At 72.0% G+C, this 26,024-nt stretch carries 30 protein-coding genes; 11 read left to right on the plus strand and 19 right to left on the minus strand.

Annotated features, from left to right (window positions below; genetic code table 11):
* Positions 1 to 353 precede the first annotated feature (353 nt).
* Positions 354 to 569: an MbtH family protein gene (locus OG448_RS02845; protein WP_405551312.1), complete on the minus strand. Its 216-nt coding sequence runs from the start codon at positions 567 to 569 to the stop codon at positions 354 to 356.
* Positions 570 to 1,238: 669 nt separating this feature from the next.
* Here OG448_RS02845 and OG448_RS02850 point away from each other — a divergent pair.
* Positions 1,239 to 2,465 carry a cytochrome P450 gene (locus OG448_RS02850; protein ID WP_405551314.1) on the plus strand — a complete coding sequence of 409 codons (1,227 nt, stop codon included), beginning with the start codon at positions 1,239 to 1,241 and terminating at the stop codon, positions 2,463 to 2,465.
* A 50-nt stretch (positions 2,466 to 2,515) separates the two neighbouring features.
* Here the strand turns inward: OG448_RS02850 and OG448_RS02855 are convergent, their stop codons facing one another.
* From OG448_RS02855 to OG448_RS02875, 5 genes are all read right to left on the minus strand, one after another.
* A complete protein-coding gene (locus OG448_RS02855; protein WP_405551316.1) occupies positions 2,516 to 3,781 on the minus strand; it encodes a cytochrome P450 in 1,266 nt (421 codons plus the stop codon).
* Positions 3,778 to 4,395, minus strand: a complete 618-nt coding sequence (locus tag OG448_RS02860; protein ID WP_405551318.1) for a GTP-binding protein — start codon at positions 4,393 to 4,395, stop codon at positions 3,778 to 3,780. Before OG448_RS02860 ends, OG448_RS02855 begins: the two co-directional genes overlap by 4 nt.
* Complete coding sequence (locus OG448_RS02865; RefSeq protein ID WP_405551319.1) at positions 4,376 to 4,723, minus strand: DUF742 domain-containing protein; 348 nt, start codon at positions 4,721 to 4,723, stop codon at positions 4,376 to 4,378. Before OG448_RS02865 ends, OG448_RS02860 begins: the two co-directional genes overlap by 20 nt.
* Positions 4,720 to 5,139, minus strand: a complete 420-nt coding sequence (locus OG448_RS02870; protein WP_405551321.1) for a roadblock/LC7 domain-containing protein — start codon at positions 5,137 to 5,139, stop codon at positions 4,720 to 4,722. Before OG448_RS02870 ends, OG448_RS02865 begins: the two co-directional genes overlap by 4 nt.
* 123 nt (positions 5,140 to 5,262) lie before the next feature.
* On the minus strand, positions 5,263 to 7,005 hold the full coding sequence (locus tag OG448_RS02875; protein ID WP_405551322.1) for an ATP-binding protein: 1,743 nt from the start codon (positions 7,003 to 7,005) through the stop codon (positions 5,263 to 5,265).
* A 533-nt stretch (positions 7,006 to 7,538) separates the two neighbouring features.
* On the opposite strand from OG448_RS02875, the gene OG448_RS02880 reads away from it, so the two are divergent.
* Genes OG448_RS02880 through OG448_RS02900 form a run of 5 tightly spaced genes read left to right on the plus strand, consistent with a single transcriptional unit; the run spans position 7,539 to position 12,865 of the window.
* Positions 7,539 to 8,705: an exo-beta-N-acetylmuramidase NamZ domain-containing protein gene (locus OG448_RS02880; RefSeq protein ID WP_405551323.1), complete on the plus strand. Its 1,167-nt coding sequence runs from the start codon at positions 7,539 to 7,541 to the stop codon at positions 8,703 to 8,705.
* A gap of 29 nt (positions 8,706 to 8,734) precedes the next feature.
* On the plus strand, positions 8,735 to 9,715 hold the full coding sequence (locus OG448_RS02885; protein ID WP_405551326.1) for a GNAT family N-acetyltransferase: 981 nt from the start codon (positions 8,735 to 8,737) through the stop codon (positions 9,713 to 9,715).
* Positions 9,712 to 11,037: an ABC transporter substrate-binding protein gene (locus OG448_RS02890; protein WP_405551327.1), complete on the plus strand. Its 1,326-nt coding sequence runs from the start codon at positions 9,712 to 9,714 to the stop codon at positions 11,035 to 11,037. The genes OG448_RS02885 and OG448_RS02890 overlap by 4 nt, the downstream gene beginning before the upstream one ends.
* Complete coding sequence (locus tag OG448_RS02895) at positions 11,031 to 11,999, plus strand: carbohydrate ABC transporter permease (RefSeq protein WP_405551328.1); 969 nt, start codon at positions 11,031 to 11,033, stop codon at positions 11,997 to 11,999. The genes OG448_RS02890 and OG448_RS02895 overlap by 7 nt, the downstream gene beginning before the upstream one ends.
* A complete protein-coding gene (locus OG448_RS02900; RefSeq protein ID WP_405551329.1) occupies positions 11,996 to 12,865 on the plus strand; it encodes a carbohydrate ABC transporter permease in 870 nt (289 codons plus the stop codon). The genes OG448_RS02895 and OG448_RS02900 overlap by 4 nt, the downstream gene beginning before the upstream one ends.
* Before the next feature lie 7 nt (positions 12,866 to 12,872).
* On the opposite strand, the gene OG448_RS02905 is transcribed toward OG448_RS02900, so the two are convergent.
* Positions 12,873 to 13,052, minus strand: coding sequence for a DUF6480 family protein (locus OG448_RS02905; RefSeq protein ID WP_391294090.1), 180 nt, complete (start codon positions 13,050 to 13,052; stop codon positions 12,873 to 12,875).
* Between the two features lie 93 nt (positions 13,053 to 13,145).
* The gene (locus OG448_RS02910) at positions 13,146 to 14,006 is read right to left on the minus strand and encodes a UbiA family prenyltransferase (RefSeq protein ID WP_405551331.1); all 861 of its coding nucleotides are present in this window, start codon (positions 14,004 to 14,006) and stop codon (positions 13,146 to 13,148) included.
* 130 nt (positions 14,007 to 14,136) lie between these two features.
* Between OG448_RS02910 and OG448_RS02915 the strand changes: the two genes are divergently transcribed.
* Genes OG448_RS02915 through OG448_RS02925 form a run of 3 tightly spaced genes read left to right on the plus strand, consistent with a single transcriptional unit; the run spans position 14,137 to position 16,747 of the window.
* Positions 14,137 to 15,195, plus strand: a complete 1,059-nt coding sequence (locus tag OG448_RS02915) for a type III polyketide synthase (protein ID WP_405551332.1) — start codon at positions 14,137 to 14,139, stop codon at positions 15,193 to 15,195.
* Between the two features lie 17 nt (positions 15,196 to 15,212).
* A complete protein-coding gene (locus OG448_RS02920; protein WP_405551335.1) occupies positions 15,213 to 15,737 on the plus strand; it encodes an isoprenylcysteine carboxyl methyltransferase family protein in 525 nt (174 codons plus the stop codon).
* On the plus strand, positions 15,734 to 16,747 hold the full coding sequence (locus OG448_RS02925; RefSeq protein WP_405551336.1) for an NAD(P)/FAD-dependent oxidoreductase: 1,014 nt from the start codon (positions 15,734 to 15,736) through the stop codon (positions 16,745 to 16,747). Before OG448_RS02920 ends, OG448_RS02925 begins: the two co-directional genes overlap by 4 nt.
* Before the next feature lie 8 nt (positions 16,748 to 16,755).
* Here OG448_RS02925 and OG448_RS02930 read toward each other — a convergent pair whose 3' ends face one another.
* Positions 16,756 to 16,905: a hypothetical protein gene (locus tag OG448_RS02930; RefSeq protein WP_391294080.1), complete on the minus strand. Its 150-nt coding sequence runs from the start codon at positions 16,903 to 16,905 to the stop codon at positions 16,756 to 16,758.
* A gap of 418 nt (positions 16,906 to 17,323) precedes the next feature.
* On the opposite strand from OG448_RS02930, the gene OG448_RS02935 reads away from it, so the two are divergent.
* The gene (locus OG448_RS02935) at positions 17,324 to 18,124 is read left to right on the plus strand and encodes an SDR family NAD(P)-dependent oxidoreductase (protein ID WP_405551339.1); all 801 of its coding nucleotides are present in this window, start codon (positions 17,324 to 17,326) and stop codon (positions 18,122 to 18,124) included.
* A gap of 56 nt (positions 18,125 to 18,180) precedes the next feature.
* Positions 18,181 to 19,278 (plus strand): glutamate--cysteine ligase, encoded by a 1,098-nt coding sequence (locus OG448_RS02940; protein ID WP_405551340.1) that lies wholly within the window; start codon positions 18,181 to 18,183, stop codon positions 19,276 to 19,278.
* 3 nt (positions 19,279 to 19,281) lie between these two features.
* Here OG448_RS02940 and OG448_RS02945 read toward each other — a convergent pair whose 3' ends face one another.
* From OG448_RS02945 to OG448_RS02990, 10 genes are all read right to left on the minus strand, one after another.
* Positions 19,282 to 20,592 (minus strand): MFS transporter, encoded by a 1,311-nt coding sequence (locus OG448_RS02945; protein WP_405551343.1) that lies wholly within the window; start codon positions 20,590 to 20,592, stop codon positions 19,282 to 19,284.
* A gap of 370 nt (positions 20,593 to 20,962) precedes the next feature.
* Entirely contained in the window at positions 20,963 to 21,373 is a 411-nt protein-coding gene (locus OG448_RS02950) for a hypothetical protein (protein ID WP_405551344.1), read from the minus strand.
* Positions 21,374 to 21,420: 47 nt separating this feature from the next.
* The gene (locus tag OG448_RS02955; RefSeq protein WP_391294071.1) at positions 21,421 to 21,726 is read right to left on the minus strand and encodes a gas vesicle protein GvpK; all 306 of its coding nucleotides are present in this window, start codon (positions 21,724 to 21,726) and stop codon (positions 21,421 to 21,423) included.
* 27 nt (positions 21,727 to 21,753) lie between these two features.
* Entirely contained in the window at positions 21,754 to 21,990 is a 237-nt protein-coding gene (locus OG448_RS02960; RefSeq protein ID WP_405551347.1) for a gas vesicle protein, read from the minus strand.
* Positions 21,991 to 21,992: 2 nt separating this feature from the next.
* A complete protein-coding gene (locus tag OG448_RS02965; RefSeq protein WP_405551348.1) occupies positions 21,993 to 22,769 on the minus strand; it encodes a GvpL/GvpF family gas vesicle protein in 777 nt (258 codons plus the stop codon).
* Positions 22,762 to 23,172: a gas vesicle protein gene (locus tag OG448_RS02970; protein ID WP_405551350.1), complete on the minus strand. Its 411-nt coding sequence runs from the start codon at positions 23,170 to 23,172 to the stop codon at positions 22,762 to 22,764. The genes OG448_RS02965 and OG448_RS02970 overlap by 8 nt, the downstream gene beginning before the upstream one ends.
* Positions 23,173 to 23,229: 57 nt before the next feature.
* Positions 23,230 to 24,429, minus strand: a complete 1,200-nt coding sequence (locus OG448_RS02975; RefSeq protein WP_405551352.1) for an SRPBCC family protein — start codon at positions 24,427 to 24,429, stop codon at positions 23,230 to 23,232.
* Positions 24,422 to 24,964 carry a hypothetical protein gene (locus tag OG448_RS02980; RefSeq protein ID WP_405551353.1) on the minus strand — a complete coding sequence of 181 codons (543 nt, stop codon included), beginning with the start codon at positions 24,962 to 24,964 and terminating at the stop codon, positions 24,422 to 24,424. The genes OG448_RS02975 and OG448_RS02980 overlap by 8 nt, the downstream gene beginning before the upstream one ends.
* 46 nt (positions 24,965 to 25,010) lie before the next feature.
* Positions 25,011 to 25,268, minus strand: a complete 258-nt coding sequence (locus OG448_RS02985; protein ID WP_086695745.1) for a gas vesicle protein GvpG — start codon at positions 25,266 to 25,268, stop codon at positions 25,011 to 25,013.
* Between the two features lie 40 nt (positions 25,269 to 25,308).
* Positions 25,309 to 26,022: a GvpL/GvpF family gas vesicle protein gene (locus OG448_RS02990; protein WP_405551356.1), complete on the minus strand. Its 714-nt coding sequence runs from the start codon at positions 26,020 to 26,022 to the stop codon at positions 25,309 to 25,311.
* Positions 26,023 to 26,024 lie beyond the last annotated feature (2 nt).

Raw genomic sequence — 26,024 nt, forward strand, 5'->3', positions numbered from 1 at the left:
CGGGGTAAAAGAACACGCGCACAGCGCTTCGCCCCATGACGTTCCTGTGACGGTGAAAAGAAGAAAGTGCGGCTCCGAGACGTCGAACACGGTCGCGCCCATCCGCACTTCCGCTTACCGGCGCACGAGTGCCCGCCGCATCCACGCGCGTCGACCCTGCGGCCGGGTGGGCCGCCAGGACCTCCGCGAGCGGGAACGGGAACCAGCGCGAGCGTCTCGCCGGCGTTGACGGCCGTCCGGCGCGCCGACGCGAGGACCTCCCGGGGCGAGAGCGGCGCCCAGGGGGTCACATGGCGGCGAAATACCGTACGACCAGGCATGACACCCCGGCCAGGCCGGGGCTGCGGGTCGACCTATCCGTCGGCCGCCATCGCCCGCACCAGGCTGGCGGGCCGCATGTCGGTCCACTGGGCCTCGATCGCGTCCAGGCACTCCTGGCGCGACCCCTCCGGACCCTCGACCCGCCAGCCCCCCGGCACGGCGAGCGTCGCCGGCCAGAGCGAGTGCTGGCCCTCTTCGTTCACGAGCACCAGGAACTTGCCCGATTCATCGTCGAAAGGATTGACCACGACGCCCCCCTTGGCAGTACGTACATCAGCTTGTTTTTTCCCGAGCCGCCACGCATTCCGTTTCCGCGGCCCTCGGACTGCTTGCCCGATCCGAACAGTGCGTCAGACCGAACGAAGGAGCGGATCGCTCCATCCCCCGAGATGACAGTTCCCGTGCGGCCGGTCGGAACCAGACTGCCCGGACCCTGTGCATTCACACTCATCACACTAAGGGAAAGTCCACGATCGGAGGTACTCGTTCGATCGACTACCGATGAGTAATAGAGCGCGCAATAATCGCCTGTGCTGCCTTTGGCATATGCCTGACGGCATTCAACATCCAGCATCTGGCCAATGGGTGCCCGGAGTACGGCGGTTCACCCGCATATGACCTGTACCGATCCGGCCGGTCCGGCGCATGTGCCGCCACGCCCTCACTTGAGCGCGCATGACTCCGCACCACGCACCCGTGCGCCGACCGTGCGCCCCGTTTTCGCCCCCGGCACCCCACCGGACCGACCAGATCAGGACACCAGGGCCGAAGAACCGACCGCACACCCCGCTTGCGGGACGGCCGGTATCCGCCCAAGGCGAGCACTGTGCCCCACTCGAAGCCATTGGGGGCTGTCATGGCTGACGAATGATCAATAACCTTACGGAACACGTCATTCCCGGTCCCGACGGAGCATCATGACCACTGCGGCACAGATACCCGACATCCTCTCGCCCGAGTTCGCGGCGGACCCCTACCCGGCCTACCGGCTGATGCGGGAGAGCGCGCCCCTCATCTGGCACGAGGCCACGCAGAGTTACATCATCTCGCGCTACGAAGACGTCGAACGCGTCTTCAAGGACAAGGACGGCGAGTTCACCACCGACAACTACGACTGGCAGATCGAGCCGGTCCACGGCAAGACGATCCTCCAGCTCAGCGGCCGTGAGCACGCCGTACGCCGGGCCCTGGTCGCCCCCGCCTTCCGCGGCCGGGACCTCCAGGAGAAGTTCCTGCCCGTCATCGAGCGCAACTCGCGCGAACTGATCGACGCCTTCCGGCACTCCGGCTCCGCCGACCTGGTCACCGACTACGCGACCCGGTTCCCGGTCAATGTGATCGCGGACATGCTGGGCCTGGACAAGGCCGACCACGCCCGCTTCCACCGCTGGTACACCGCCGTCATCGCCTTCCTCGGCAACCTGTCCGGCGACCAGGAGGTGGCCGCGGCCGGCGAGCGCACCCGCGTGGAGTTCGCGGAGTACATGCTGCCGATCATCCGCGAGCGCCGCGAGAACCTCGGCGACGACCTGCTGTCGGTGCTGTGCGCCGCCGAGGTCGACGGGGTGCGGATGAGCGACGAGGACATCAAAGCGTTCTGCAGCCTGCTGCTCGCCGCCGGCGGTGAGACCACGGACAAGGCGATCGCCAGCATCTTCGCCAACCTGCTGAGCCACCCCGACCAGCTCGCCGCCGTCCGGGCCGACCACGGTCTGATCCCGCGGGCGTTCGCGGAGACCCTGCGCTTCACCCCACCGGTGCACATGATCATGCGACAGTCCGCGACCGAGGTGAAGCTCAGCGGCGGCACCATCCCGGCCGGGGTCACCGTCACCTGCCTGATCGGCTCGGCCAACCGGGACGAGAACCGCTACGGCGAGCCCGACCGCTTCGACATCTTCCGCGAGGACCTCACCGCCACCAACGCCTTCTCCGCGGCCGCCGACCACCTGGCGTTCGCGCTGGGCCGGCACTTCTGCGTGGGCGCGCTGCTCGCCAAGGCCGAGGTCGAGATCGGCGTCGCCCAACTGCTGGACGCCATGCCTGACCTTCGCTTCGCCGACGGCTTCGACCCGGTCGAGCAGGGCGTGTTCACCCGCGGCCCCCAGGCCCTGCCGGTGCGGTTCAGCCCCACCTCCGCCTGACCCGCGCCGTGCCGCTGGGCCCTTCCCCCGGGGGCCCAGCGGGACGGCGGCTATCCGTCGACCGGGGTGAACCGGACCGGCAGGGTGGTCAGCCCCCGCATCCAGATGGACGAGCGCCAGGTCAGCGTGTGCGGGTCCACCGCGAGCACCAGGTCGGGCAGCCGCTCCAGCAGCGTCTCCACGGCGGTGCGCGCCATGACGTCCGCGAGCAGCGGAGCCGGGTACGGGCACCGGTGCTCGCCGTTGCTGAACGACAGGTGCGCGGCGTTCTCCGCGCCGACATGTCCCTCGGGCCAGAGTCCCGGGTCGGTGTTGGCGGCGGCCAGTCCGAGGACCAGGCAGTCGCCGGCCCGGATCTGACGGCCGCCGAGCTGGGTGTCCCGTGCCGCCCAGCGGCCGATGAAGTTCTGGGTGGGCGTGTCGAGCCAGAGCACCTCGTTCAGCGCCTCGCCCACGCTGACCCGGCCGCCGGACACGCTGAGTTCGAACCGCTCGTCGGTGAGCAGCAGCCGCAGCGCGTTGCAGATCCAGTTGGCGGTGGGCTGCTGCGCGGCGGCGATGACCGAGATCAGGTCCTGGACGATCTCCTCGTCGCTGAGCCCCGCCGGGTGCAGCACCATCCGCGAGGTGACGTCCTTGCCGGGGGCGGCCCGCTTGTCCTGGACCAGCCGCACCAGCCGCTCGCCCACACGCCCGTAGGCCGCCACCGGGTCGTCGCCCTCGGCCGCGTCCAGGGAGATCCGCAGGTCGTCGACGAGCTGCTGGGTGTCGGCGCCGGAGATCGGCATACCGCACATCTGCACCACGGCCCGCATAGGCAGCGCGTGCGCGTACGACGTCATCAGCTCGGCCTGGCCGCTGCCGGCGAACCGGGCGATCAGCTCGTCGGCGATCAGCTCACAGTCGCGGGCCAGCTCGAACTGGTCCACCCCGGACAGCGCCTCGGTGATCACCCCGGCCCGGCGCCGGTGCTCCTCCCCCTCGGTGAACAGCACCGAGGGCTGGTAGCCGACGAAGGGCATCAGCGGCCAGTCCGGGGGGATGTTGTCCCACTGGTTCCAGCGCCGCGAGTCCCGGGCGAACAGCTCGTCGTGGCTGGTGACCTGGGCGACCTCGTGGTAGCCGAGCACCAGCCAGGCCGGGATGTCGCCGTCCAGCAGGACGGGCGCGACCGCGCCGTGCTCGCGGCGCAGCGCCCGGTACATCTGCGACGGCGTCTGCTGGTACTCCAGGCCCGCCAGGCGCACCGCGTCGGCGTGGGCGGGGCAGCCGGGCGGCGGTACCGGGTGCGCGGAGAAGGGGCCGGGGTCGGTCACGGGGTCGCCTCCTGGGCCGTGGCCAGCGTGTACACATGGTCCACGAGAGTGATCAGCACGTCCTTGCCCGACTGCCGGACCCGCGCGTCGCAGTCGAGCATCGGCACGTGATCGGGCAGCGCGAGGGCCTGCCGGATCTCGTCCAGGGAGTGGTGGCTCGCGTCGTCGTCGAACCGGTTGACGGCCACCACGAAGGGCGTGCCGTGGTGTTCCAGCCGGTCTATCGCGTACCAGGAGTCGTCCATCCGGCGGGTGTCCACGAGGACGACGGCGCCGAGGGTGCCGGAGAAGAGCCGGTCCCACAGGAACCAGAAGCGCTTCTGGCCCGGCGCGCCGAACAGGTACAGCACCATGGTGTCGTTGAGGCTGATCCGGCCGAAGTCGAAGGCGACGGTGGTGGTCGACTTCGCGGCGACGCCGTTGGTCTCGTCGATGCCGACGCCGGCCTCCGTCATCACCTCCTCGGTGTTCAGCGGCCGGATCTCGCTCACGGAGCGGACCAGCGTGGTCTTGCCGACGCCGAAGCCGCCCACGACGACGATCTTCAGACCGGTTTCCGCCGCGTCGGCCAGTGGCGTGCGGTGGGCGGGCAGCTCAGAGATTGCGGAGCCCATGGAGCACTTCCTTGAGAAGGGCGGGATCGGGGAGCGAGGGGTTCACGGGTGGGTGGCGTGCGGTGATCCGGCCGGTGTCGAGCAGGTCGGCCAGCAGGATGCGGACGACCGTGATCGGCAGTTCCAGCTCGGCGGAGATCTCCACCACCGAGGTGGGGTGCCGGCACAGGGTCAGGATGCGGGTGTGCTCCGACTGCATGCCCGTGGTCGGCTGGCACTCCGCGACGATGAGTGTGACCAGGTCCAGGGTGTCGTCGACGCTGCTGCGCCCGTTCGTGACCGTGTACAGCCGGTCGGGGGCACCGGTGTCCACCGGCTTGCGGGTCACGACGGGGTACTCCCCTGGAACGGCTGCCGGGGCGCGGCCCGCAGATGCTCGCCGATCTTGTCGACCAGCCCGGTCATCTCCTCGCCGAGGCGGCCGGGGTCGGCGTCCTCTGTGGCGACGACCGCGAGGTGCGCGCCCTCACCGGCGCCGACGATGCACAGCAGGCCGCCGTGGAAGGCGGTCATGGCGTGGAGCACTCCGCCGGAGCCGTCCCCGAACTCGACGGAGGCGCCGTGGGACAGGGCCTGGAGGCCGGAGCAGATCGCGGCGAGCTGGTCGGCCTGATCCGCGGCGAGGTCGGGGGTCCAGCACAGCTTGAGGCCGTCGCGCGACAGGACCAGGGCGTGCCGGGCACCGGGCGTCTGCTCCAGCAGGTTCTGCAGCAGCCAGACGAGGCTGTTGTCGGTGGTCTGCATGATGGGTGATGGGACGGTGGTGTCCGGCTGATCGGCCACCGGCCCGTTCCTCCAATCTCATGGGCACGAGGGGGGCGTGGCTGCCGGGCGCGGGCCCGGCGGGGCTTGGGGTGGGGGCGGGGGTTACCCGGCGGTGGGCGGCTCGGGGTCGGGGCGGCCGCCCAGGGTGTCGCCCGAGGGCTTGCGCGAGCGGTGGAAGGCGCCGAAGCGGGAGCCGACGTCGTGCACGGGCCGCTTGCGGGGCGGGGTGGGCTCGCCGGCGGGGCGCTGGGCCCGCTCGGCGTCGCTCATGGTGCGGCCGGGTTTGCGGACGGGGAGCCCGTTGGGGGTGGCGGCGGGCGGCTCGTGCCGGGTCTGCTCGGGCGCTTCCGGCACGATCACGGGCGGCTCGGGGCGTACGGGCGCCTCGACCACAGGGGCCTCGATGACGGGGGCCGGGGCGGGGGCGGGAGCTTCGGGCGCCGGGACCGGCCGGACGGTGGCCGCCTGGGCCGCCTCCCGCTGCGCGGGCCACGGATCGCGCTGCTGCGCGATGAGGTGCCGGGGCAGCAGGACGACGACGCCGGTGCCGCCGCGCGAGGAGGGGCGGTAGCTGACGTTGATGCGGTACTTGAGCGCGAGCAGTCCGACCACGGCGAGGCCCAGCCGGGTGCCCTGGAGGGAGGCGAGGTCGGCCATGCTGCCGGCCACCGCGCCCTCGGCGTGCCGCATCGCCGCCTCGGACATGGTCAGTCCGCTGTCCTCGACGGTGACGACGATCCCGGCCCGGTGCTCCTCGACGTAGACGTGGACCTCGTCGGTGGGCGGGGAGAAGTTGGCCGCGTTGTCGATCAGTTCCGCGAGGAGGTGCATCACGCCTTCGGCGGCGAATCCGGAGATGGCGGCCTGGGAGGTGAAGTGCAGCCGGACCCGCTGGTAGGCGGCGATACGGCCGATGGCGCCCCGGAGGATGCTCTCCATCCGGATCGGCTTGTTCCAGGTGCGGCTGGTCTTGCCGCCCATGAGCAGCGCCAGCCGGTCGGCGATCAGTACGAGCTGGGAGGTCTTGTGGTCCAGCCGCATCAGGTCGCCGAGCATCTTGCCGTCGTGCTCGTCCTGCATCTCCCGCAGGTCGGCGAGCATGCTGACGGCCTTGGCCTGGACCCGGCTGAGCGCCTTGGTGGAGGCGATCCGGGCACCGCCCGCGCGTCGCTCGCTGCGTGCCAGTTCGCGTACGAACAGCTCGCTCAGGTCGTGCATCAAGGGCACTCGGGGCAGGGCGAGTTCACCGAGGACGGTGTCCGCCGAACGGCCCTCGGCGAGCCGGGCGACGGCGGCGGGCAGCGTCTCCCGGCCGAGCCGGTCCACCTCGGCCAGCACCTCGTCGAGCGCGTCCTGGGTCTGCCGGGACTCCTCGTCGGCGGCGGCCGCGCGGCCCACGGCCTCCTCCAGGGCGCCGGCGGAGAGCTGGGCGAGCCGGCGCAGGTTCTGGTCGTTGGGCATCGACACGCCCGCGAGCGCGTCGGCGGCGCCGCTGCCGGTCAGCACCAGGTTGTGCAGGGAGGGCAGCGTCACGTTGACCAAGTGGCCGGTCTGCGCGGCCGTTTGCTGCGCCTGCGCCCGGAGCCGGTCGTTCTCTGCGGCCTGGCCGGCGGCGGCGAGCCTGGCCCGGCGGACGAGGAGGTGTCCGACGAGCACCGCCACGGCGACGCACGCCCAGCCCGCCCCCGCCACGAGCAGGGTCCATCTGCGGGTGCCGGACGGCGCCGCCCCGACCACGACGGCGGCCGCGACGGCGGTCACCGCCACCACGGCCGCGGGCACCGCCCACGAGCTGCGCTGAACGGCCGTCGAGCGGTGTTGAACGGACGGTGCAGGAACTGACATTCCGCGGTCCCTCGGTCTGCGAGCAGAAGAATCGGCGACCGAACGCCTCGATCGCGCGTCCGGAAGCGGCCGCCTCGGAGGAAGGCGATCTTCCAGCCGGTTACGCCCACATGCTAGTCACACCGCGGTGGGCCAAGTTCCGATTGGCCCCTCCTGGCCCCATGGACCTGAAGTCGTCGCGAAGCAACCATCCGGACGACGGGCCGTGATAGCGGACAGAACCGGCTTCCTGCCTGGTACCGGGTCCGGAAAAGTCCCATGCGCGCCGGATGCACCGCCCCCGAGGTAACGCCCGCAAACCCTCAGCGACGCGTCAACCCCCAGGGAAGGGAGCCTTTTTCAGCCAACCAAATGATCAGGACATGGGCCGATCAGTCGAACAGAGCCCGGCCAGGCGGCGAGTGGCGGATCGAACGGGTTTCCACTCCGGCGGCCGAACGTCGCCGCCCGGGACCCGCCCCCGCCGAGAGGTAGTGTCCGCAGCATTGCCCAATTCCAGGACATTCAAGAGAATTTCCGATAAGGGGCGAAGAATGAGTAGTGCGGACGACCGCTTCAAGATGACGACCGGGATCGCCCGGCTGTGCGCGGTGCCGGGACTCGCCGGGCCCGGCCGGCTCGGGCTGGTGACCAACCACACCTGCGTGCTCCCCGACCTGCGCCCGACGGCGCCCGCGTTGATGGAGGCGGGTGTGAACCTGGCCGCGCTGTTCGGCCCCGAGCACGGGCTGTACGGCACCGCCCAGGCGGGTGGCAGCGAGGCGGACGAGGTCGATCCGGCCACCGGCCTGCCGATCTACGACACGTACCGGTGCGACGTTGATCGGCTGGACAAGCTGCTGATCAACAGTGGCGTGGACGCGCTGGTGTACGACCTCCAGGACGTCGGGGCGCGCTTCTACACCTATGTATGGACGATGTTCGACCTGATGGTCTCGGCCGCGCGCACGGGCGTGCGGTTCGTGGTGGCCGACCGGCCCAACCCCCTCGGCGGCCTCGTAAGCGAGGGCCCGCTGCTCGACCCGGCGTTCGCGAGCTTCGTCGGACGGGCGCCGGTGCCGATCCGGCACGGGCTCACCTGCGGGGAACTCGCCTGGTGTCTCAACAGGTCGGCCGTGGCCGAGGTCGCCGGCCGGCAGGTCGACTTGACGGTGATCAAGGCGGCCGGGTGGCGGCGGGAGATGGACGCGGAGGCCACCGGTCTCCCCTGGATCGCGCCCTCCCCCAACATGCCGACGTACGCCACTGCCGTCGTCTACCCCGGCACCTGCCTGTTCGAGGGGACCAACGTCTCCGAGGGCCGGGGCACCACCCAGCCCTTCGAGATCGTCGGCGCACCGTACATCGACGCCCGCTTCGCGCCCACGCTCGCCGAACTCGACCTACCCGGGGTGCACTTCAGGGAGGTGCGCTACGTGCCGACCTTCGACAAGCATGCCGGACGCCCCCTGCGCGGGGTCCAGCTCCACGTCACGGACCGCGAGGCGTTCGCCCCCGTGCGCACCGCCGTCGCCATGCTCGGCACGCTGCGGCGGCTGTACCCGGACGACTTCGCCTGGTCCGGCGACTTCATCGACCGCCTGTGGGGCTCCGACCGACTGCGGCGGACGGTCGACGCGGGCGAGGACCCGCTGCCACTGTGCGAGCCGCCCGTACCGCCCGGCCGGTGGGCCGGTGAGGACGTACTGCTCTATCCCTGAAGGCCGCGACCGCGCATGGAAGGACGTCGATGACCGATCCCACGACGAGAGCCCGGACCGTGATCCGCGGGTTCCGGGCGGGTGATGGTCCGCCGCTGGTGGCGGCGTGGTGCCGGAGCGCGCCCGCCGACCCGGTCACCGCGGGCCGCTTCCGCTCGCTGGTGCTGCTCGACGCCAACTTCGACCCGGCCGGGCTCCGGGTCGCCGTGGAGGACGGGCGCCTCGTCGGCGCGGCCTACGCGGTACGCCGACTGATCCCGATGTCCGGCACCGACCTGGAACCGGAGCAGGGCTGGCTCCCCTTCTTCTTCGTCGACCCGGCCGCCCGCGGGCGCGGTGTGGGCCGCGAGCTGCTGACCGACGCCCTGGACTGGCTGCTCGCCCACGGCCGCACCCGCGTCGACTTCGCCCCGTACACCCCGAACTACTTCCTCCCCGGTCTTGACGCCGAGACGTACCCGGAGGCGGCCGGGCTGCTTACGTCCCTGGGCTTCCGCACCGTGGACGAGGCGGTGGCGATGGACCGCTCTCTGACCGACTACGCCTTCCCGGCGGAGGTCGGACGCCGGATCGCCGAACTGACCGCGCTCGGCTACCGGTTCGGCACCCCGGCCGACGACGAGCTGCCCGGACTCCTCGCCCTCGCCGCCGTCCACTTCGTCCCGGACTGGGCGCGCGCGATCCGGGAGTGCCTGCTGAACGGCGCCCCGCTGGACCGGATCGTGGTCGCACGGGACCCCTCGGGCCGTCTGGTGGGCTGGGCGATGCACGGCGCGTACGAGTCGGTCGTCGAGCGGTTCGGCCCGTTCGGGGTGCTGGACGAAATGCGCGGGACCGGGCTCGGCAACGTACTGCTGCACCTGGTCCTGGAGCGGATGCGGGCGCTGGGCGCTGGGTCGGCGTGGTTCCTGTGGACCGATCACCAGTCCTCGGCGGCCCGTCTGTACCGCCGGGCCGGGTTCGGCACGACGCGGGTGTTCCGTGTGCTGCGCCGGGAGGCGGCGCGGTGACCGGCGCACGGCGCGGGCTGAGCCGCCGCCGCTTCGCGCTGGCGCTCCCCGCGACCCTGCTCGCCGCGGGCTGCGCCGCGCCGCACCAGGGCACCGGGCGGCCCGGCGACCCGATCGTCCTCACCCTCCTCTCCCACTACGCGAGCGGTGAGCTGAAGGCGGCTCTCCAGGGGCCGGTGGACGAGTGGAACGCCACGCACGACCGCGTGAAGGTGCGCACCAAGGCGGTGGAGTTCAACGACCTGCTGACCACGTTCATGGTCCGGCAGGCGGCCGGCCAGGGCGCCGACATCCTCCAGCCGTACTGCCTGTGGAACGGCCAGCTCGTCCGCGCCGGTGTCCTGCGCCCCGCCCCGCGCGAGGACGCGGCGGAGATCACCCGCGGCTACGGCCCGGCGGCGGTCGGCTCGGCGTCGGTCGGCGGCAAGGTCTACGGCTATCCCACCGAGGCGCAGACATACGCCCTTTACTACAACAAGCGCCTGCTCCGCGAAGCCGGCATCACTCACCCCCCGCGCACCTGGCGGGAGTTGGAGGACACCGCGTACCGCACCACCCGGCGCGACCGGTACGGCAACACCCTGGTCCAGGGCTTCGGTCTCTCCACCTACGACGACTCCACCACCGTCGGCCAGACCCTCGCCCTCCTCAACGCGGCCGGGGGCACCTTCGTGTCCGAGGACGGCAGGCGCACCGCCATCGACTCGCCGGCCGGGCGGGCCGTGCTGGATCTGGAGCACCGTCTCGTCAGCAGAGGGGCGAGCGAGCCCGGTGTCAATGTCTACAAGGCGTTCCAGTCCGGGCAGGTGGCCATGGTGATCAGCGCCGGATGGTGGACCGGCAGCCTGAAGTCCCAGATGGGCGACGCCTATCGCGAGGTGGCCGTGGCTCCGGTGCCCGTCCCGGAGCTGGGCGACGAGCGAGCCACGCTCGCCACCGGCTTCATGCTGGGCGTCAACGCCTCCAGTCGACACCCGCGCGAGGCATGGGAGTTCCTGCGCTGGCTCAACACCGACCGGGTGAGTGTGGGCAAAGGGGCGAGGGTGACCCGGATGAGCGCCCTCCAGGTGTCGGTGGGCTCGCTGACGGGTCGCGCCGACGACATGCGGACGCTGCTCGGCAAGGGCGGCGATCCCAACCTGCGTCCGTTTCTCGACGCGTTGGGGTACGCGGTGCCGGAGCCGAACGTGCCGGGCGCGCAGCAGGCGAAGTCGCTGCTGCGCAAGAACGTCGAGGCGCTGTGGACCGGCCAGCAGTCGGTGGAGGAGTCGCTGCGCACCATCCGCCGCCAGGTCGACCAGGAGGTGTCGCGCTCATGGTGAACGCCCTGACCCCGGAGACGACCGCGCGGCCACCGCGCCCGCGCTCCGCCGACCCGGCCCGGACGGCCGTGGAGCCCCGCGCCCGGGCCCGGCGTCATCAGGCGGTCGTCGCCTATCTGTTCCTGGCGCCGGTGCTGCTGTTCTTCGCCGTCTTCCTGATCCTGCCGCTCGGCTTCGCCCTGCTGCTGTCGATGTCCCGCTGGGCCGGGTTCGACCTCGGCGACATCCAGCCGGTCGGCCTGGACAACTTCACGAGCCTCTTCGCCGACGGCTCGACGTTCCTGACCCCGATCCTCACCAACACGCTGCTGTTCGCGCTGGGCACGGTGGCCCTGGCGCTGGCGGGCTCGGTGCTGGTCGCCACCTGCATCGACAACCTGCGCTTCCAGGGGCTCTGGCGCACCCTGTACCTGCTGCCGATCGTGACGACCGTGGTCGCCGTCGGCAATGTGTGGAAGTACATGTACGAGCCGGGCGGCCTGGTCAACGGCGCCCTGAACGCCGTCGGGCTCGATTCGGTGGCGTTCCTCCAGGACCCGGACACGGCGCTGCCCGCGGTGGTGGTCGTCCAGGCGTGGGCGTCGGTCGGCACGGCGATCCTCATCCTGACCGCCGGACTGAAGTCCATCCCGGAGTCGTACTACGAGGCGGCCGCGCTGGACGGCGCCGGTCCGGTGACCGTCTTCCTGCGTATCACGCTGCCGCTGCTCCGGCCGGCGTTGCTGTTCGTGTGCGTCACCCAGTTCATCACCGGGCTCCAGTCGTTCGCGCTGATCATCGTGATGACCAAGGGCGGTCCCGGTGACGCGACCAATGTGGCCGCGCTGGAGATGTACCGCCAGGCGTTCTCCTACGGCGACTGGGGCACCGCGAGTGCCGCCGCCTTCGTGCTGTTCGTGGTGATCCTTCTTGTCACCCTGGCGCAGTTGTGGGTCTTCCGGCGCAAGGGGGAGGACGCGTGATCCGCCGCCGTTTCCCGTGGCTGTCGTACCTGCTGGTCGTGACGGGCGCCGTGCTCACCGTGGTGCCGTTCCTCGACATGGTGATGACCTCGTTCAAGGGGCCGGGTGAGTCGGGCACGCTGCCGTACCGGTTCCTGCCCGAGGCGTTCGACCTGTCCAACTACCGGGCGGCGGTCGACCAGCTCGATCTGCCGGTGCTGTTCCGCAACAGCGTCGTCGCCACGACCCTGATCAACGTGTCGGTACTGCTGACGTCGTCGCTCGCGGGTTACGCGCTCGCCAAACTCCGCTTCCCCGGGCGGGACTTCATCTTCCGGCTGGTGCTGTCGACGATGATGTTCCCGCCGTTCCTCTTCTTCATCCCGCACTTCCTGATCCTGGTGCACTGGCCGCTGGCGGGCGGCAACGACCTGCTGGGCCGCGGCGGTGCGGGGCTGACCGTGAGCATCGTGGCGCTGGCGATGCCGTTCCTGGTCAACGGCTTCGGGATCTTCCTGATGCGCCAGTTCATGGTCTCGATTCCGGACGAGGTGCTGGAGGCCGCGCGGATCGACGGTGCCGGAGAGTTCGCGGTGTGGTGGCGGATCGTGGTGCCGCAGACCAAGCCGGTCATGGTGACGCTGGGACTGCTGACGTTCGTGGACGCGTGGAACGAGTACATCTGGGCGCTGCTGGTGTCGACCGCCAACCCGGACGTGATGACGCTGCCGGTCGGCATCCAGATGCTCCAGGACTATGTCGACCCGACGCGCACGATGCCGATCGTGATGGCGGGCCTGGTCCTGAGCATCCTGCCGGTCCTGGTGCTCTTCCTGCTCCTCCAGCGGCACTACGTCCGGGGGATCATGCTCAGCGGCCTGAAGTGAGCGGCTCTCACAGGTCGATCATCCTGACGAGGAAGTACGCGGCGACGAGCGCGCAGCCGACGAGGATGAGGGCCAGCCAGATCCGGGGGTGCTCGAAGGGACCGCCGTCCGGCCGCTCGGGATGGGCCTCGGCGGTCGATCCCTCGACAGGCGGGGTCTCGCCGGGCGGCGGCAAGGAGTCGGGCATGGTTCACCTCCTGCGGCGATGCCGCCCCTGGCACCGGGCGACACATGGGGTACTTCGGTCCTGAGGTGCCGCTCGGATGCGGCTTCCCCGCTCTCAGGATGCCCCGGTTCCGAGGCCGCCGCCGCCCAGCAGCAGCGCCACGTCCAGCACCGCCACGGCGACCGCCGCGACGAACGCGGCCCGCTCGCGGCGGCGGCCCAGCACCGTCCCGGCCACCGCGATCAGCCCGGCCCCGGCCAGCGCGGCCACCTGCCGGGCGCCGGGCGGCCCGGCGGGGCCGAGCGCCAGCAGGGCGGACGCGGTGACCAGGGGCACCGGCAGCAGCAGCCGTACCCGATCGGGGCCCAGCCGCTGCGGCCAGCCCCGTACACCGGTCGCCAGGTCGCCCCGGATGTCCGGGAGCACATTGCCGAGGTGGGCGCCGACGCCCAGCAGCGCCCCGGCGGCCAGCACCCACCAGGCGGGCCACGGCCGCCCCGGCAGACCCAGCGTGACGAACGCCGGCAGCGCGGCGAAGGCAACCGCGTACGGCGCCCAGGACCAGCGGGTGGCCTTGAGCCGCAGGTCGTACGCCCACGCGGCCGCGACGGCGGCCAGATGCGCGGCGCCCGCCGCCCACCCGCAGGCGAAGGAGAGCGGCACGCACAGGGCCAGCGCGGCACACGCGGCCGTCCACACCTCCCGGGCCTCGACCAGACCGTCCGCGACGGGCTTGCCCCGGCGGCCCGTGGCGATGTCCCGGCGGGCGTCGAAGGCGTCGTTGCACCAGCCGATGGAGAGCTGCCCGGTCAGCACGGCGCCGGTGGTGAGCAGGCAGCGGCCCGGTTCCTGACCGGCCGTCACCGCCAGCGCCGCCGTCAGGGCGGTGACCACCACCAGCGGGCCGGGATGGCAGGACCCGGCCAGGGCGGAGACCTTGCGGGCCGGGATCGTCGACTGCTCGGGGGTCACCACCCGGCGATCGTAGGGGCCCGCCCGGCGCGTCACGATCCGGAACGGCCGGACGGGCGATCTCTGGTGCCGGGCGGGCCGTCCCGGGAAGGGCTGCTGAGTCCACCCTGATCGGTCGACGTACGGGAGCCTCATGACACGGATCGCCGCCGTGCACGGTGCCCTCGCGCCGTACCGCTTCGCCCAGGCCGAGATCACCGACATGGTGGCCCGTGCCTGTCTGCCCGAGGGAGCCGACCGCCAGGTGCTGGACCGGCTGCACCGCAACGCCGGGGTCCGCGCCCGCCACATGACACTGCCGCTCGACCGGTACGAGACGCTGGACGGCTTCGGCGCCGCCAACGACCTCTTCATCGCCACCGCCACCGACCTGGGCACCAGGGTGATCCGGGACGCGCTGCGCACGGCCGGGCTGTCGGCGGCCGACGTGGACCTGCTGGTCTTCACCTCGGTCACCGGGGTCGCCGTCCCGTCGGTCGACGCGCGGGTGGCGGGCCGCCTGGGGCTGCGTCCGGACGTGCGGAGGGTGCCGTTGTTCGGGCTGGGCTGTGCCGGGGGCGCGGCGGGACTGGCTCGCGTGCACGACTTCCTGCTGGGGCGGCCCGACCAGGTGGGGGTGCTGCTGTCGGTCGAGCTGTGCTCGCTCACCTTCCAGCGCGGCGACGCCTCGACGGCCAACCTGGTCGCCACCGGCCTCTTCGGCGACGGCGCGACCGCCGTGGTGGCCTGCGGGGCCGACCGCGCGGACCCGTTCACCGGCCCGGTGATCGTGGACGCCCGCAGCCGTCTGTACCCGGACGCGGGCGGCGCCCTGGGCTGGGACATCGGGGACTCGGGCTTCAAGGTCGTCCTCGATCCGGGCATCCCGCAGGTGCTTCGGCACCGTCTGGCCCACGACGTACGGGAGTTCCTCGGCGTCCACGGTCTGAAGCCGCAGGACGTGACGGCCTGGGTGTGCCACCCCGGCGGCCCCCGCATCCTGGACGCCGTCACCGAGGCGCTCGACCTGCCCGCCGAGGAACTCGCTTTGAGTTGGCGCCACTTGGCCGAGGTGGGCAACCTCTCCTCGTCCTCCGTGCTCCACGTCCTGCGCGACACCCTCGCCGAACGCCGTCCACCACCCGGCACTCCGGGCCTGCTGCTGGCCGTGGGGCCGGGGCTGGCCTGCGAGTTGGTGCTGCTGAGCTGGTGAGCCCGACAGGAGGACACATGATCTGGTACGCGCTGCTGGTGGCCGCCGTCGCGGGTGAGCGGGTCGCCGAACTCGTCGTGGCCCGCCGCAACGAGCGGTGGAGCAGGGCCCGTCGGGCGATCGTCGCGGGCGACGGACACTATCCGGCGATGGTCGCCCTGCACGTGGGTCTGCTGGTCGGCTGCCCGCTCGAGGTGTGGCTCGGTGGGCGGCCGTTCGTGCCCGCGCTGGGCTGGCCGATGCTGGCCCTGTTGGTGGGCGCGCAGGCGTTGCGGTGGTGGTGCATCGGGACACTCGGGCCGCGCTGGAACACCCGGGTGATCGTCGTACCGGGTCTGCCGCTGGTGGCGCGGGGGCCGTACCGATGGCTGCGGCACCCGAACTACGTGGCCGTGGTGGCCGAGGGGGTGGCGCTGCCGCTGGTGCACACCGCCTGGGTGACCGCCGTCGCCTTCACGGTGCTGAACGCCGCCGTGCTCACCGTGCGCATCCGGTGCGAGAACCAGGCGCTGGCCGCCGCCGACGCTCCGGTTCCGGCGTGATCGACGTCCTGGTGGCCGGGGGCGGCCCGGCCGGTCTCGCGGCTGCCGTGCAGGCGAGGCTGGCCGGGCTGACCGCCGTGGTGGTCGAGCCCCGCACCGCGCCCGTGGACAAGGCGTGCGGCGAGGGCGTCATGCCCGGCGGGGTCGCCTCGCTCAGGGCACTCGGCGTGGAGCCGGCGGGCCGGGAGCTGCGCGGCATCCGCTACGTGGACGGCGCCCGCCGCGCCGAAGCCCCCTTCCGCGACCGGCCGGGGCTGGGCGTCCGCCGTACCACCCTCCACCACGCGCTGCACGAGCGCGCCCTCGGCCTCGGCGTACGGATCGAGCCCGGCAAGGTCGGCGAGGTGCGCCAGACGCGGGACAGCGTCACCGCCGCCGGGATCACGGCACGCTGGCTGATCGCCGCCGACGGCCTGCACTCCCCCGTCCGCCGCCGCCTCGGCCTGGAGCTGCCCGGCGGCACGCGGGGCCGGTACGGACTGCGCCGCCACTACCGCGTCGCCCCGTGGACGGACTTCGTGGAGGTCCACTGGTCCGGCCACGGCGAGGCGTACGTGACCCCGGTCGCCGACGGCCTGGTGGGGGTCGCGGTGCTGAGCCGGGTCCGGCGCGGTTACGACGAGCATCTGGCAGGTTTCCCGGCACTCACCGCGGCGCTGAGCGGGGCTCCGGCGACCGAGGTACGCGGTGCCGGGCCGCTGCTCCAGCGGGTGCGGCGCAGGGTCGCGGGCCGGGTGCTGCTCGTCGGGGACGCGGCGGGCTATGTGGACGCGCTCACCGGCGAGGGCATCGCGCTCGCCCTGGCGACGGCCGAGGCCGCCGTCCGGTGTGTCGCGGCGGGGCGGCCGGAGCGGTACGAGCGGGAGTGGACGCTGGTCACGCGCCGCCACCGCCTGCTGACCAGGGCGTTGCTGGCCGCGAGCAGCCGTCCGGGGACCGCCCGGCTCATCGTGCCGGTGGCGTCCCGGATGCCGCCGGTGTTCGCGGCGGCGGTACACGCGCTCCGGTAGCCGAGGGGCTACTCGTCGTCCTCCGGCAGCCGTTCACCCTCGGCCTGCGAGGGCGTGGTGCGCGGCACGTCGGGGTGGACGGCGCGGCGGGGACCGCCTTCGGTCTCCGGGTCCGGTTCCCGCTCGCCCTCTGCCTGGGACGGGGTCTGCTCGCTCATGTCCGGTCTCCTTGTCGGGGGTTCGGTGGGGCCGGGGATCGCAGGGGCCGGGTCGCGCCCACCCATGCGTGGCTGACGCTCTCGGAGAACAGCGCCAGGGGTTCCGCGGACAGCCCGGCCGCCCTGGTGACCGTCTGCTCCAGCGCCTCCACCGAGACCCCGGCCGGCGACCATGAGGAGCGGCGTCAGGGCCACCCACGCGGCGTCCTCCAACTCGTCGGGGACCAGCCCCTCCGGCAGCGGCGCCTGGACCGCATGGACAGCGAGTCCCCCCGACGGGACCACGGAAACGCGCTCGAATGGGGTCGTCGTGCCCTCGGGCCGTTCAGGACCGGCCGATATGGGAACTGCGGGAGGTACGCGGGGCGCGCCCGCACCGACCCTTTACAACAGACCTCTTACAGGAAGAGACCCGGCCATGAACGATCTGAAGCCTCTCGCCCTGGTCACGGGCGCGTCCAGCGGAATCGGCTTCGAGCTGGCCAAGCAGTTGGGCGAGCGCGGCTATGACCTGATCGTCAACGCCGAGAACGACACCCGGCTGCGGCAGGCGACCCAGGACATCCGGGCGGAGACCGGGGCGTCGGTGGAGCCGGTCCGGGCCGACCTGCGCCACTACGACCAGGCGGAGGAGCTGTGGACGGCGGTCACCGCGACGGGCCGTCCCCTCGATGTCGCGGTGCTCAACGCGGGCGTGGGCCAGGGCGGCCCCTTCGCCGAGACCGACCTGGAGGACGAGCTGGAGATCGTCGACCTCAATGTGCGCTCGACCGTGCACCTCGGCAAGCGGGTGGTGCGCGAGATGGTGGCCCGCGGCCGGGGCCGCATCCTCGTCACCTCGTCCATCGCCTCCACGATGCCCGGCACCTTCCAGGCGGTGTACAACGCGTCGAAGTCGTTCGTGCAGTCCTTCACCCAGGCGTTGCAGAGCGAGCTGAAGGACACCGGTGTCACCCTGACCGCGCTGATGCCGGGGCCTACCGAGACCGAGTTCTTCCACCGCGCCGACATGGACGACACGCAGGTCGGCCGACAGGAGAAGGACGACCCCGCCGAAGTCGCGCGTGAGGGACTGGACGCCCTTTTCGAGGGCAAGGACAAAGTAATCGCGGGATCCGCCAGGACGAAGGCGCAGGGAATGGCCGCCAAGGTGGTCCCCGACAAGCTCAAGGCCGAGGCCCATCGCAGGATGGCCGAACCAGGCTCGGGCGACGACTGACTTATGGGACACAGTGAAGAAGCCGGTCCCCGGACCGGAGAGGGAGGACGGCCCGGGTGCGCAGTGTGGGAGTGGAGGAGGAGCTCCTCCTGGTGGATGCGGAGAGCGGCGAGCCGCGGGCCGTCGCCGCGGCGGTGCTGGCGCAGGCCGGCAAGGCAGCCGGGGCGGACGAGGAGCAGGTCTTCGAGTCGGAGCTGCAGCGCCAGCAGGTGGAGTTCGCCACCGCCCCGCAGACCCGGGCCGACGAACTCGCGGCCGAGATCCGCCGGTGCCGCGCCGAGGCGGGACGGCTTGCCGGGCGTACGGGAGCGGCGGTCGCCGCCCTCGCCACCTCTCCCCTGCCGGTCAGCCCGACCCTGACCCCCGACCCGCGGTACCACTGGATGGCCGACCGCTTCGGGCTGACCCTGTCGGACCAGCTCACCTGCGGGTGTCATGTGCACGTCTCGGTGGACTCCGACGAGGAGGGCGTGGCCGTACTGGACCGCATCCGCCCCTGGCTGCCCGTCCTGCTCGCCCTGAGCGCCAACTCCCCCTTCTGGCAGGGTCAGGACAGCTCCTACAACAGCTACCGCAGCCAGATGTGGGGCCGGTGGCCCTCGGCCGGGCCGACGGACGTCTTCGGCTCAGCCGACCGGTACCACGAGCAGGTACGGGACATGGTCGGCACCGGGGTGCTGCGGGACGCCGGGATGATCTACTTCGACGCCCGGCTCTCCGCCCAGTACCCCACGGTCGAGATCCGGGTCGCCGACGTCTGTCTGGACCCGGACACCACGGTCCTGCTGGCCCTGCTGTGCCGCGCCCTCGTGGAGACGGCCGCCCGCGCGTGGCAGGCGGGCGAACCCCCGGCCCGGCTCGGCACCTCCCTGGTCCGGCTCGCCGCCTGGCAGGCCGCCCGCTTCGGCCTGGAGGAGCGCCTGCTGCACCCCCTGACCATGCGCCCCGCCCCGGCGGAGACGGTGGTGCGCGCATTGTTCGACCACGTACGCGACGCCCTGGACGACCACGGCGACACCAAGGGCGTCCAGGACACCCTCGCGGGCCTGCTGAAGCACGGCAACGGCGCGATGGCCCAGCGCGCGATCCTGGCCCGCACGGACAGCCTCCGCGCGGTGGTCACCGAGTGCGTGCGCCGCACCGGCGAGGCATGACCCTCAGGCGGCGGTGACGAGGACCGCGGCCCGGTCCTTGGCCGACGGCACCGGCGCGGTGCTCCACCGGCCGCGCAGCAGGTGGCCCGCGCCGACCGTGGCGGCGATGAGCAGCCCGCCCGCGACCAGCGCACCCCGTGCCCCGGCGTGCTGCATCAGGAGGCCCAGCACGGGCGGACCCGCCAGCCCCCAGAGGGTGGACACGGTGTTCCAGACTCCGAGCACACGGCCCCGCAGGTGGGGCGGCGGGTCGGTCTGGAGGACGGTCGTCCCGGCGGTGTCCGAGACCGACTCGACGACGGCCATGGGCAGCACGAGCACCAGCAGCACCGCGAGGGACGGCGCGAGTCCGGCCACCACCTGCAGCAGACCCCCGGCCGCCGCGAGCAGGCCGACCAGCCGGACCGACGGCTTGCGCAGCCGGGCGCCCAGCACCGCGCCGACGATGCCTCCGGCGGCGAGCACCGTGGAGACCGTGCCGAACGACCCGGCCCCGCCGGCGAGCGGCCCGGTGACCAGGACCGCCAGGGTGAGGGCGTAGTTGCGGCCGAACACCGCGCTGATCCCGGTGATGCCCGCGAGGGCGACCAGGCGCGGGCGGCGCGCGAAGAACAGCAGCCCTTGCCGGGCGCTCATGTCCGGCGCGTTCTTGGACGCACGGTCCGGGGCGGCGGGCTCCGTCTGGCGCAGGGGTCGCAGGAAGGGGATCACGGCCGCGACGAACAGGAAGGACAGCGCGTTGGCCGCGTAGGCGGCGGCCGTCCCGAGCAGGCCGACGGTCACTCCGGCCAGCGCCGCGCCCGCGAGCCGTCCGGCGCTGTGCACGAGGGAGCCCACGCCGATGGCGGAAGGCACGTCCTCGGCGCGGACGAGGTCGTTGCCGAGCAGCGCACAGGCCGGTCCGTCGACGGTGGCGACGAGACCGGTCACCGCGGCCAGCGCCATCAGCGCGGGGAGATCGAGCCGGTGCGTGACGACGAGGAAGGCCGTGACGAAGGCGACGACGCCTAGGAGCGCCTGGCTGACGGCGGCGGTCAGCTTGCGCGGCCACCGGTCGACGAACGTGCCGCCCGCCAGGCCCATCAGCAGGCCGGGGGCCGCCTGTACGGACATGGACAGACCGGTCGCCGCGGCCGAGCCGGTTATCTGGAGCACCAGCAGGTTCTGCACCGTGAGCTGCATCCAGGTGCCGGTGTTGGAGACGAGATGGGCGACGGACCACCACCGCATGCTGCGGTACTTCAGGGAACGCCAGGGCGAGGAGTCGTCGGTGAGCGCGCGCGGGCGGGGGGCACCGGCGGAGGAGGAGGACATAGTGGCGTACCCGATGGGACAGGCCCGGTCGCGGTGACGCGCGCGGGTCTCGGCGGAGGCGGCGGAGCCGCGGGCCCTCGTCGGCCTGCGCGGTCGTTCCGCCGGAACTGTCGGCTGCCGTGGCGGGGGTCACCAGGGGAACCTGCCCGGCCTGCGGCCCGACCATCGTGGCAGACCCGCACCCCGCCCCCGGCCCGCCGCCTGTGACGTTCGCACACGGTCGGCCACCGCACCCGTATCTGCCTGCGCCTTCGCCCACGAGGTGCGGTTCGTCACAGAAAGCACCCCGGACACACGAGCACCTCCCGCGCGTCTTGGGGACGCGGGGGAGGTCGCCGTGGGTGTCGCTGCTCTCGCGGAGCGCGTGTGCTCAGATCCGGCCTCGCGCCAGCCGGGTCAGCGGGCCCATCTGGGGCTTGGCCGTCGAGCGGCCTATCGCGAAGGCCGCTCCGGCGACCCCCGCCACACCGGCCGCGGCCGCGGCGGCGACCGCCTTACGGTGCTTGATGACCGTCCACGCGGTGCCCGCGGCCTCGACGGCCTTGGCGGTGTTGGCCGCGACGGCCTGCTGGCCGGTCTGCAGACCGGCGACGGCCGCGCGGCTCACACGCTGGGTGGTGTCACCGACCGACTGGGCGGTGGAGACCGTCGACTTCTTGGCCTCCTGCGCCTGCTCCTTGGCGTTGTCGGCCGTCGCCCGCGCCGTGGCGGTGCGGGAGGAGGCGGCCTTCTTGGCGCTCGCCGCGGTGGTGCTCCGGGTGTTCTTTTTGTCGTCAGTCATAGTGCCCTACTGTCCTTTCCCCCGGCGGCAAAACAAGGTTTTCGCATTCACAGGTCTCGAGGCAGCAACGATCCCAACGGCCCGAGATCCAGATTCAGTTCGTCCATTGTCAGGTTGTATCGCTCACACAGTTCTTCCATACGATCCTGGAGAATCATCAGCGTCATACCGATGCGTTCTTCCTGGTCGTCGTCGAGATCTCCCTGGTCCACCCGGTGAATGGCGGTGCGCTCCATGAGCTGGCGCAGCAATTCGACAATGGTGAGCACCAGCTTCATCAGATCCCGTTCCACCGTGTCGGGGTCCGTCCGCATATGGGCGGCCAGCGCGTTCGCGGGTGTTTCCGGCGTCATCAGGACTCCCTCAGCACTCCTCGGTGCTCATAGGTGCTCATCGGTGCGGGCACGCGGCGGCATGATGGCGGGCCCCGGCGCGTCCCCGGTGATCGAGCGGATGACCGCGCGCAGGTTGATGTGCACCAGGTCGACATCGGCGATGCTCAGCACGATGTCGCCGGTGAGCACCGCCCCGCCGTTCAGCAGCCGGTCCAGCAGGTCGATCAGGGCGACGGGCGGCTGGGCGACCGGCTCGGCGCCCTGTCCGTTCGCGGGCCGCATGCTCAACTCGTGATCCCGCCCGCGAAGGAGTACGGCGCCCAGGGCCCGGTCACCTCGATGGTGACACCGGGGATGTCCGAGGCGAGCGCGCCCAGCTCGGTACGGAACCGCTCCACGTCCCGCCGGGGCACCAGATACGCCTCGTTGGCCACGTTCTCGCCCCGCCCGGCCGACCATTCGCCCTGCTGGGGGCGGTGGACGGCACGGGCTGAGGCCAGCGCCGAGGCCACCTGGGCCGCCTGCTCCGCGGTGTCGCGGGCGGCGCCGTAGGTGTCCTGGGCGCGACGGCGCTCGGCGCGGCGGCGTTGCAGATAGGCGCGGCCGGGGCTCGTGCCCGCCGGCTCGGGCTCCTCGGCGGGCGCGGCGGCCCGGGGCTCGGCGTACACCTTCAGCCCGAGTTCGACATGGCCGTCCAGGGCGCGCAGCAGCTCCTCGAAGTAGGGGTGCTGCTCGTCGAGCATGGCGGCCACGCGCGCCTGGTCGCGGTAGACCGTGGCCAGACGCATCGGGAGGACCGTGGCGGTGGCGAAGGCGGTGTCCACCACGGCGTGGTGGGCCCGTGCGATCGCCTCCAGCCGTTCCAGGTCCTCCAGTTGGGGTGCGAGGTGCTCCTCGGCGAACCGGTCGGCGGGGACGGCGGACACCAGCGCGGTGAGCCCCCGGCCGCCACCGACCGTGCGTACGGTGCCGCCGTCGACCCCGGTGACCGGGGCCGTCCCGTCGAGGGCCAGGTCCCCGAGGCCGACGGCGTACACGTACTCCATCTCCGTTTCACTCACGGCCGGTCTCCCGTTCCGCGGACTCCGGCCGGGCGTCCCCGTCGGCCGTGTGGCCGGCGGGCAGCTCGGCGGCGGCGCGCAGTCGGGCGATCTCGGCCCGCAGCCGCTCGTTCTCCTCGCTCAGCGCCGGGTCGGACGCGGCGGGGGCGGTGGCGGACGGCTGCGCGCGGGAGGAGAGCGAGGGATCGTGCTCCCACCAGTCGATGCCCATTTCCTTCGCCTTGTCGACGGATGCGACGAGCAGGCGGAGTTTGATGGTCAGCAACTCTATGTCGAGCAGATTGATCTGGATGTCCCCCGCGATCACAATTCCCTTGTCGAGGACCCTCTCCAGAATGTCGGCCAGATTGGCGCTGCTTCCCTGCCCTGCGTAGGACGGCGCGGTGCGCGGAGGGGCCGGCATTCGACCGGCGAGTGAATCGGACACGTTCTCAACCCTGTCTTTCGGCTGGTTCCCGGATCAGGCCCTGGCGTCGGCGGTGCGCCGGCGCCGCGAGGACCGGGGGGCCGTCTCTTCGTCAGCCTCGGGCTCTTCCTCGGGCTCGTCGTAGGACTCCTCGTCCTCCGGCGCGTCGGCCTCCGCCTCGTACTCCTCGGCGTCCTCGGGCTCGACGTCCTCCTCGGCCTCGTCGAGGTACTCGTCCTCGCCGTCCTCGGCGGGCTCGCCGTCCTCGCCGGCCTCGTCGGTGAACTCGTCGTCCTCGGAGTCCTCGAGGTCGTCCTCGTCGGCGTCGGCGTCGGCGTCGGCCGCGTCGGTGGGCTCGCCCTCGTCGCCCTCTTCCTCGGCGCGCGGCTCGTCCTGCTGCTCCTCGCCCTGTTCCGCCTCTTCCTGTTCGATGGCGTCGTCGTGGCTGACGACCACCTCGCCGTCGCGGATCTCGCCGCGCCAGCCGTCGGTCGCCTCGCCGCGCATCATGATGAACTTGCGGTAGAGCTTGAGGTCGAGCCGGGCCCGGCGGCCCTGGGCGCGCCAGATGTTGCCCGTCTTCTCGAACAGCCCCTTGGGGAAGTACTCGAGGACCAGCAGCACCTTGGTGAGGTTGTCGGTGATCGCGTGGAAGGTGACGACCCCCTTGACGGTGCCCTTGGCGCCCTCGGTCGTCCAGGTGATCCGCTCGTCCGGCACCTGCTCGGTGACGTTCGCCTTCCAACTGCGGGTGGACTTGGCGACCTTCACCTTCCAGTTGCTGGAGGTGTCGTCCGCCTTCTCGACGCTCACCACGCCCTTGGCGAAGGTGGAGAACTCCTGGAACTGGGTCCACTGGTCGTACGCCTCGCGCACCGGCACGCCGACTTCGATGTCCTCGACGATGGTCACGCTCTTGGACTTGCCGCCGCCGGACTTGCGCCCCTTGCCGAACAGACCCTTGACCTTGTCCTTCACGGTGTCCTTCAGGTGGGAGACGCCGGCCGACATGGCCGCCTGCGCCGGTGACTTGCCGTCGGCCAGCGCCTGCCCGCCCTTGGAGAGGCTCTTGAGCGGGCCGCCCTCGCCCGGCTGGCCGAGCTTGGTGACGCTCTCGCCGAGCTTGTGACCGAGCTGGCTGACGGTGTGCTCGGCGCGGGCGCGCAGATAGTTGCCCAGCGCTTCCTTCAGGCGGTCGGTCGACTCGTTGTGGACGACCTCGTCCTTGGCCTTGCTCAGCGCGGAATCAGCCATTGCCGTTACCGCCGCTCTTGCGCGTGGCGGAGGAGGCCCGCTTCTTGGCGGCCCCGCCGGCCCGGGAGGCGCCCGAGCGGGAGGAGGAGGCGGCCGACTTCGCGGCGCTGGTGCGCTTGCGGGCGGTCGCGGTCTTGCGGCGAGTGCCCTCGGAGGCGGAGGAGCGCTGCTGCTTGGCGGGCTTCTCCTCCTCTTCACCTTCCTCGTCCTCGGCCTCGTCGTTCTGCGGGCCGTCCAGCGCCTTGGTGCGCTGGGAGATGGAGTCGGCGAGCGAGTCGGCGAGGCCGGTGGCGCGCTTGGTCAGCGCCTCGGTGGCCGCGGCCTTCGTGGTCTCCACCAGCTCCTTGCGGACCTGGGCGTTGAGACCGGCGAGGGCGGGCGACTCGGCGAGCAGCGTGCCGATGCGCCTCGGGTCGAGGTCGAGCTTCTTGCCGGCCAGGAACATGCCCAGCCCGATGGCCATCTTGGCCTTCTTGGTCCGCCCCAGTACGTATCCGCCCACCAGGGCGGCGGCTATCTTGGCGTTCTTCGTCATTCGTTGAGCACCTCAGTCTCTGCGGGTCGTCGATTGCGCGGTCCGGTCAGCGGCTTCCTCCGTTCCCTCGCCGGTGGGCGTCGATCTCGTCCAGCCTGTCCAGCAGTTCGTCCTCGCGGCGGTCGTACTCCTCGTCGGAGATCTGGCCGCTGGTCAACGCCCGTTCGAGTTCGGCCAGTTCGCGCCGGACGGGTTCCGGGTCGTAGTACTCCTCCTCCGCCGCGGTGAGCACCTGGTCGATGACCCAGAGCGATCCGCGCACGGGGGCGAGGGGAAAGGTCACGATGCCGGTGATGAGTCCCATTCCGGTGCTCCCTTCCGTCGTCGGCCGGGCGAGGCGCCGTTCAGACGAAGCTGTACGGCGGCAGCGGCCCGGTGAGGGTGAAGGTGTACGCGTCGCCGCGCTGGTCCGACTCGCGCTCCACGGCCTGGACGAAGCTCTCCACCCCGTCCTCGGGGACGAGGAAGGACACGTTCAGGAAGTGCGTCGAGCTGGGCTCGCCCGCCGAGAGGCGGGTGGCCGCGGGCGAGAGCCGCTGGGCGAGGTCCTCGGCCTCCGCACTGCTGCGGGCGGACACCTCGTGGGAGATCAGCTCGCCGAGCGCGACCCGCTCGTCGTGCGCGCCGGACTGGTCCCGCGTGCGCTCGCGCAGCTCACGGACCTGTTCGGACTCGGCCACGATCTCGCGCAGCAGGTCGTCCTCGTCGCGGGCGACCTTCAGGTGGTACTCGACGTGACCGTCCAGCTCCTGGAGGCGGGCGCGGTAGCGGTCGCCCTCGGCGTCCAGCGCGCTCGCCACCTGCTCGTCGTCGGGGGCGAGCAGGCCGAAGCGCATGGGGAGGGTCGCGCCGTCGCCCATCAGGACCTCCAGCACGCGCTGGTGGGCCTGCACATCGCGGCGCTTGGCCCGCAGGCCCTCCGGCGCGTCGCTGACGACGGCCGTGAGGTCGCCGGTGCGGACGGTGCGCAGCGGTGCCGGGGACTCGCCGACGCCGAAGACCTCCTCCAGGTGCAGCGGGTGGTCGGCTCCGGTGATGCCGTAGACGTAGGTGGGCACGG

Source organism: Streptomyces sp. NBC_01171 (assembly GCF_045039805.1).
Classification (GTDB): domain Bacteria; phylum Actinomycetota; class Actinomycetes; order Streptomycetales; family Streptomycetaceae; genus Streptomyces.

Bases quoted from the DNA above. Each gene is read 5' to 3' on its own strand.
- OG448_RS02850 (WP_405551314.1), top strand. From the start codon at position 1,239: ATGACCACTGCGGCACAGATACCCGACATCCTCTCGCCCGAGTTCGCG.
- OG448_RS02860 (WP_405551318.1), bottom strand. From the start codon at position 4,395: ATGGGCTCCGCAATCTCTGAGCTGCCCGCCCACCGCACGCCACTGGCC.
- OG448_RS02870 (WP_405551321.1), bottom strand. From the start codon at position 5,139: ATGCAGACCACCGACAACAGCCTCGTCTGGCTGCTGCAGAACCTGCTG.
- OG448_RS02875 (WP_405551322.1), bottom strand. From the start codon at position 7,005: ATGTCAGTTCCTGCACCGTCCGTTCAACACCGCTCGACGGCCGTTCAG.
- OG448_RS02880 (WP_405551323.1), top strand. From the start codon at position 7,539: ATGAGTAGTGCGGACGACCGCTTCAAGATGACGACCGGGATCGCCCGG.
- OG448_RS02885 (WP_405551326.1), top strand. From the start codon at position 8,735: ATGACCGATCCCACGACGAGAGCCCGGACCGTGATCCGCGGGTTCCGG.
- OG448_RS02895 (WP_405551328.1), top strand. From the start codon at position 11,031: ATGGTGAACGCCCTGACCCCGGAGACGACCGCGCGGCCACCGCGCCCG.
- OG448_RS02905 (WP_391294090.1), bottom strand. From the start codon at position 13,052: ATGCCCGACTCCTTGCCGCCGCCCGGCGAGACCCCGCCTGTCGAGGGA.
- OG448_RS02915 (WP_405551332.1), top strand. From the start codon at position 14,137: ATGACACGGATCGCCGCCGTGCACGGTGCCCTCGCGCCGTACCGCTTC.
- OG448_RS02920 (WP_405551335.1), top strand. From the start codon at position 15,213: ATGATCTGGTACGCGCTGCTGGTGGCCGCCGTCGCGGGTGAGCGGGTC.
- OG448_RS02930 (WP_391294080.1), bottom strand. From the start codon at position 16,905: ATGAGCGAGCAGACCCCGTCCCAGGCAGAGGGCGAGCGGGAACCGGAC.
- OG448_RS02935 (WP_405551339.1), top strand. From the start codon at position 17,324: ATGAACGATCTGAAGCCTCTCGCCCTGGTCACGGGCGCGTCCAGCGGA.
- OG448_RS02945 (WP_405551343.1), bottom strand. From the start codon at position 20,592: ATGTCCTCCTCCTCCGCCGGTGCCCCCCGCCCGCGCGCGCTCACCGAC.
- OG448_RS02950 (WP_405551344.1), bottom strand. From the start codon at position 21,373: ATGACTGACGACAAAAAGAACACCCGGAGCACCACCGCGGCGAGCGCC.
- OG448_RS02955 (WP_391294071.1), bottom strand. From the start codon at position 21,726: ATGACGCCGGAAACACCCGCGAACGCGCTGGCCGCCCATATGCGGACG.
- OG448_RS02960 (WP_405551347.1), bottom strand. From the start codon at position 21,990: ATGCGGCCCGCGAACGGACAGGGCGCCGAGCCGGTCGCCCAGCCGCCC.
- OG448_RS02970 (WP_405551350.1), bottom strand. From the start codon at position 23,172: ATGCCGGCCCCTCCGCGCACCGCGCCGTCCTACGCAGGGCAGGGAAGC.
- OG448_RS02975 (WP_405551352.1), bottom strand. From the start codon at position 24,429: ATGGCTGATTCCGCGCTGAGCAAGGCCAAGGACGAGGTCGTCCACAAC.
- OG448_RS02980 (WP_405551353.1), bottom strand. From the start codon at position 24,964: ATGACGAAGAACGCCAAGATAGCCGCCGCCCTGGTGGGCGGATACGTA.
- OG448_RS02985 (WP_086695745.1), bottom strand. From the start codon at position 25,268: ATGGGACTCATCACCGGCATCGTGACCTTTCCCCTCGCCCCCGTGCGC.